Source organism: SAR324 cluster bacterium, from assembly GCA_015232315.1.
In the GTDB taxonomy this organism is placed as follows: Bacteria; SAR324; SAR324; order SAR324; family NAC60-12; genus JADFZZ01.
Genome location: JADFZZ010000071.1, coordinates 1 through 6,352 on the forward strand (window position 1 = coordinate 1; position 6,352 = coordinate 6,352).

Below are 6,352 nucleotides of genomic sequence, written 5' to 3' on the forward strand. Positions count from 1 at the left end.
ATCTCTGGAAACTCGGCAGAATGGTGCAGGCAATGGCCTGGAAAGGCGAATGGGAACCGTTCTTTGATTTTCTGGCGCAGGCGGTTGAAACGCAAACCAGCATCCGGGATTACATGAAAGGGGAGAAAGTGATTCAGGGATTTCTGCTGGCCTATCTGCATCTGAACGATTTTCTGCTCAGTTTCAGCGAACGTGAATTGGGCAAAGGCTATGTGGATCTGTTTCTGGAACCCTTCCTGATCAAATATCCCGAGATGTCCTTCGGGTATCTCATCGAACTCAAATACATCAAACGTGACGAATTCTCTGACACCAGACTCCGGAATGAAATTGAACAGGCCGAACAGCAGTTAAGGCAATATCTGGCGGAGGATCGCCTGAAACAGTATCCGCCCCATGTGAAATTCACCGGCATCATCCTGGTCTATCACGGTTGGGAACTGGTTTATCGGGGGGCGGTTACGAGCAGTCAATAGCAAGAACCATTGGGTCGGGGGACTCAAGAGCAATGTCATCAATAAATCCCCCATGCCGCTTTGTAAAGGGGGATTTCACAGAGAATATCGCATCAAGTTAACGACATTGCGCCTCATCCCACATACCGGAATGCGATTGCTGAAATGTCATCATCGGGTGGGTTCCCTTCGGCAAACTCATCCACCTGTCGCAACAGTATTTCCAGCAAGGCCTCCACATCCCTGTCCCGGTTTTCCTGTAAAAACCGGATCAACCGCTTCTCACCAAACAAATTTCCTTTTGGATTTACACGTTCGGTAATGCCATCGGTGTAAAGGAAACCAAGGTCTCCGGCCTGAAGCGTATAAGTCGATTCCCGACAATGGAACAGGGGCGTCTGAAACAGCCCAAGCATCATGCTTTGGGACGAGAGCAAAACAGGATTCTCACCGTTGGCAGGCAATATCAGGACAGCGGGATGTCCCGCATTGGTCAGGGTCAGCAGACCTTCTTTGCTGATTTGCAGAAGCACCGCCGACATGAATCGATCATCGGGCAAATGCTCTTGCAGGTGATCATTGAGGTAATTCATAACCACCGCAGGGGTTGCATCGTTTTTTTGACTGAGCAGAAGATCCGCCATGATTGTGGACAGGGCGGCGGCGACGCCATGTCCGGTGCTGTCTCCCAGAAACAGGTTGAATCTTTCTGAAGCATCCTCATAGAGTTTATAAATATCTCCGGAAACATGGGAATGCGGAAGATAACGCACCGCGATATTCAGAAACCCGGGCGTTCGGTAGCCTGTGAACAATTGGGATTGCACGGCCGCTGCTGTGATTAAATCCGCCGTCATCTCTCTGTTTCTTTCGGCAAGTTCCTCGGTCTTCTGCTGCAACTGAAGGGTGCGTTCCCTGACTTTTTCTTCCAGATTGGCATAGAGTTGGGCATTTTCGATGGAAATCGCCACCTGCGAACTCAACATTTTCAGCATTTCCAGGCGATCTTCTGTAAACGCTCCCGGAGTCAGGTTATTTTCCAGATACAGGATCGCTTTGAATTGTCCTTGATGCAGGATGGGTTCGCACAAAACCGATTTCAGAGAATGCCGTGTCACATAGGGATCGCTCATGAAACGTTTGTCGTTGAAGGCATGGTCCAATACCAGATTCTGCCCGGTACGGAGAACATATTGAACCATGGATTGGGGCAGTTGTGACTGCGATGCTTCGGAATCCAGCGGACTCCCCTGAAAGACTTCAACGGTAGAGGAAACCGTTTCCGCGACAGCCTGAATCCGCCATTGTGGATTTTTCAACAGCAGAACACCTTTTTGGGCGCCCGCGTTTTCCACCATGATCCGCATGATTTTTTCCAGCAGATTTTCCAGTAAAATTTCTTCCGAGAGGGTTTGCGAGGATTTCAGCAGGGTGTGGATGTCCAGAATCTCTGAATGACTTTGGGTACTGGCATTCCTTATGGTGAAATCTGTCCTGGCGGAGAGGAGGGCGGGGGGTGAAAAATCACTTTTGGAGACCTCTCTGAGTTCAACGAGGTTGCCGTAATCACGGATCATGCGTTGAACAATCGCATTGGCCCCCCATTGCCGGTACAGATAGATTGCTTCGTTGAGATAAACTCCGGCAATTCTGGTTTTTCCACGCTTCCAGTAAAATTGGCCTGCCAGCTCATTGGCCATCGCCTCGTCATTGAGAAACTCATTGGCATGGGCGTGGAAAATGGCGTGATCATACGCTTCCTGCGCTTCAAGGATATTCCCAAGAACTCTGGCTTTTTCCGCTTCCACCAGATACCGGCGATGCAGATTATTCATGGGGGCGTGATCGGCGCTGAACTTGACCTTGTTCAACCAGGTTTCCACCTCTTCCATGATTTTGCCTTGTTGAGCGGGTTCCGCCTGGTCATGGAGCGCCAGCGCGATCAGGCAACGATAGAACCAGAACAGGGAATCCGCAAGGAACGAACAAACGACCGCATCCAGATATGGTTCCGCCAACAGAATTTGTGTTTCGGCTTCCCGGTATTGTTGTCCCCAGTAAGCCAGTAAACTGTTGATAAAATAAAATTGCAGCAGGTCATAACGGTCCTGGGTCTCTTCCAGCGCAGGTAAAAATTCAGTTTCATGACAGGCGATGTCTTGAAGACGCCAGGGGTTTTCCGTATTTCCAAGCAAATTCAAGGTGACCTGAAGCCAGGGTTCTGTATAACCCAGCGATACGGTCTGGGATATTTTTCGCATGATTTGGATGTGGTAACTCATTGTTTCTTTGAGTTGGGATAAATTTATTCCAAGAAACAGGGAATGAGTACAGATAAAATAGCTCGACAGGGCGGCATATTCAAAATTACTGACTTCCATCGCGACAGAATGCTCTTCATGCAACCCCGGAAGCGAGTCTCGCAGATGATCCTTGTGATGTCGGATGTATGCGTAAATACCATGAAGACTCAGGGGTTTGACTGTTTTGTCCTCGATACGTTCCAGCGCCTGTTCCGCTAGTATCGACAGGCGATATCCCAAATCAATCTCTCCCAGTACAGTGATCACCAACACACCGAAAGCCCCATACACGAAAGAGGACAAATGGTGGTTACCCGCATCAAGCGTGACCTCCAGGCATTCCAGAACCAGCAAGGGAAACAGGACGGGAAATGTCTGATACGCGGGAGCAACCATACTGCCCATGATTTGTATGGCCGCCAATTTATGCGCATCCTTCATAGCGGGCAGGTCCGCCAGATCCTCGATCCTGATATCAGCCAGTTTTGTGAGGACCGCCCCCATTTTCCGCTGAATATCCGGCATTCCCGGATTTTCAGGAAACGATACCCCTAATTCCACTAAGACCCCCAGCAACATCCGAAGGGCATCGAGTTGACGACTTTCCGTCATGTACCTGTCGCTTTTCAGTAGATAGACTGCCAGTTTATCCAGAATGGTTTGTCCGCGCTTCAGAACTTCATCCAACGCCACGTCCATCTCCGTATAATTTCCGGTATAAAACGCCGCTTCCGTGATTCCCGTATAAATATCCAGGGTTTCCTGATAAGCCACCTCCCAGGAGTCTTTTTCCAACAACGACTGTGCGGATTTCAGACAGTGAAACTGGGTTTCATAGGATAAGGAACGTTTGGCTTTTTGAGCGGCTCTCAGATTCAGCCCGCGGATTTGAGCCTTATCTGCTGAAGTTTGGATCAACGGCAGGGACTGATTCAGATGACTCACCATTTCAAACAGTCGATCTTCCTGTTCCTCCTGACTCCAATGCTGTCGCATCAACTGTCCGATCGTGAAATGGAGTTCCACCCTCTCATTTGCCGGGAGGAGCGAAGCCGCCGATTGCTGAATCCGGTCATGAGCGAAACTGAAGAAAACACTCCGGGATTCGGTATCCGAGATCGTTTTCCAGGAATCATCCACAGGAATTATCCATTCTTTTTGCAGGGATTCCCAGAGGACACCCAGGGTCTCTTTCATATTTTTCCGATGAAGCAGAGACAGAAGCCTTAAATCGAAGGTACGGCCCAAAACCGAAGCGGATTTCAAAATAGCCTGAGTGGAGGGTTCCGCCCTGTTGAGCTGGTTCACCATCAAATCCACCACATTTTCTGAAATTCCGGACGTCAGGATTCTGGAGAGTTCCCATTCCCAGTTTAACGTAGACGGAACAAACTCAATCAACCCCTCCTGATGCAGGGAGTTCAGCAGTTGTTTGAGGAAAAAAGGATTGCCTCCTGTCTTTTTGAGAAGCAATTGAGCCAGAGGGAGCGTGTCTGATTGCGCTCGATGGAACATTTCAGTCAGCATCAGATGGATGTGTTCTTCGTCCAAAGGTTCCAGCAGGACGGAATGCATGGAAACCTGTTTCTCCCGCATCTCCTGGAGGGTCCGGAGGAGAGGATGCGCCTGATCCACTTCATTGCTGCGCCAGGATAGAATCATCAGCAGAAACCGGCTGTCGGAATCGGTCATCAAGAGTTCTATGAGTTTCAGGGAGGAGAGATCCGCCCATTGCAGATCGTCCAGAAACAGCGCCAACGGATGGTCGGCTGTGGCGAAGACACTCACAAAATTACGGAAACACCCATTGAAACGGTTCCGGGCTTCTCTGGAAGGAAGCGGGATCACCGGATTTTGTTTGCCAATGATCAGCTCCAGTTCGGGAAGCACTTCCACGATCAACTGTCCATTCTCGCCCACCTCACGCAGAATTTTTTCCTTCCAGTCCTGAATCCGGGTTTCCGTTTCAGTCAGAATCTGCTGGAGGAGCTGCTGAAAAGCCTGAATAAAGACAGAGTAAGGGACATCACGTTGATATTGATCGAATTTCCCTGAAATGTAATTGCCCCGTTTTGCGACAATCGGCTTATGCACTTCATGAATCAGCGAGGTTTTTCCGATTCCCGAATAGCCGCTCACCAGCATCAGTTCTGATTTTCCGGTCTGAATCCTTTCAAAACTGGCAAGCAATGTTTCGATTTCCCGCTCTCGTCCATAGAGTTTTTCAGGAATCCGAAACTGGTCAAAACGGTCGGTTTGTCCCAAAGAGAAGGTGGGGATGTGTTGAGATGCTTTCCATTGAGTGAGGCAAACCTCAAGATCATGTTTCAGGGAAAGTGCGCTCTGATACCGGAATTCCGCGGTTTTTTCCATCAAGCGGGCAATGATGTTTTGCAGCATTTCGGGAATCCGGGGTTCCGGGGGAAAGGATAATTCCCTGGCGATATGACAATGGACCAGTTCCAACGGATCAGAACCGGCAAAAGGCGGAGTTCCCGTCAGCATGAAATAAAAGGTGGCGCCCAGAGAGTAAAGATCACTGCGATAATCAATCGAACGGTTCATCCTGCCTGTTTGCTCCGGAGAAATATAGTCCAGGGTTCCTTCCAGCACATTGGGATTCACCACCCACGGAGTCTCACGGCTCAACAGCGTGGAAATGCCGAAATCAATCAGTTTGATCGTCCGGGTTCGTGGATTCAAGAGAATATTGGCAGGATGGATGTCTTTGTGAATCACATTTTGCTGATGAACCGCTGAAAGGCATTCCGCTATCTGGATGGCCAGTTCCAGAAAATCCGCGATATCAAGTTTGTTGGCGGTAAGCCACTGGTTCAGGGATTGGCATCCATCATCTTCCATGATCAAAACCCAGGTATGCCTCCATTTTTCCAGCCCAAACACTTGAATGATTCCCGCATGCTGAAACGATCTGGTGATTTCATATTCCCGTTGGAATCCCGCTATTTTCTGAGGAGAAGGGTATTCCTCCCTGAGTTGTTTCAAAACAGCGGGTTGGCGTGTCCTAGAATGGCTCGCCCGATAAATGAGAGAGTTGGCACTTTTATAAAGTTGTTCAGTGATTTCATAATCTAAAATGGATTGCATAACACCTTGCCGGGAGAAGGGTTCCATGGAAACGGGAATCTAAAATAACCAATGAGTTCGTTCCGTCCTTTGGTTTCCATATATTCCGGGGTTTTAGATGTCAAGAAAAGTTCTGTCCAGGAATTCAGTGATCATAGTGACCTCAAGGCCAACTATGGCTCTCATCTCGAAAACTCTGGTACAGTGAGGCGGAAGTAATGTTATGCTTAATCATTTTCACGCTCCGTATAGAAACCTCACTTGCGCTGTTCGGGGGTTAAGGTTACAAGAGGTGTATTGAACCATCATCATTCTGATCAGGAGGTTTCATGCTCAAACCCGGTGTTCGCAATATCGCTTATGGTGCGTCTGACTTTGAAGATATCCGCCAAAAAAATGACTATTACGTTGACAAAACCCGATTCATTCCCGTTCTTGAACAAAATCGCTACCTGTTTTTCATCCGTCCCCGCCGGTTTGGCAAGTCGTTGTGGGCCTCGATTCTGG

Annotated in this window: 3 protein-coding genes; 2 read left to right on the forward strand and 1 reads right to left on the reverse strand. The window is 48.9% G+C overall.

The window, feature by feature from the left end; all coding sequences use genetic code 11:
• A partial coding sequence (locus HQM11_21130) for a PD-(D/E)XK nuclease domain-containing protein (GenBank protein ID MBF0353543.1) occupies positions 1 to 476 on the forward strand: 476 nt, incomplete at its 5' end.
• Positions 477 to 589: 113 nt separating this feature from the next.
• On the opposite strand, the gene HQM11_21135 is transcribed toward HQM11_21130, so the two are convergent.
• Entirely contained in the window at positions 590 to 5,866 is a 5,277-nt protein-coding gene (locus tag HQM11_21135; GenBank protein MBF0353544.1) for an AAA family ATPase, read from the reverse strand.
• A 308-nt stretch (positions 5,867 to 6,174) separates the two neighbouring features.
• On the opposite strand from HQM11_21135, the gene HQM11_21140 reads away from it, so the two are divergent.
• On the forward strand, positions 6,175 to 6,352 hold a 178-nt coding region (locus HQM11_21140), incomplete at its 3' end, for an AAA family ATPase (protein MBF0353545.1).

Coding starts and splice junctions, on each gene's coding strand:
- HQM11_21135 (MBF0353544.1), bottom strand. CDS start 5,866: ATGCAATCCATTTTAGATTATGAAATCACTGAACAACTTTATAAAAGT.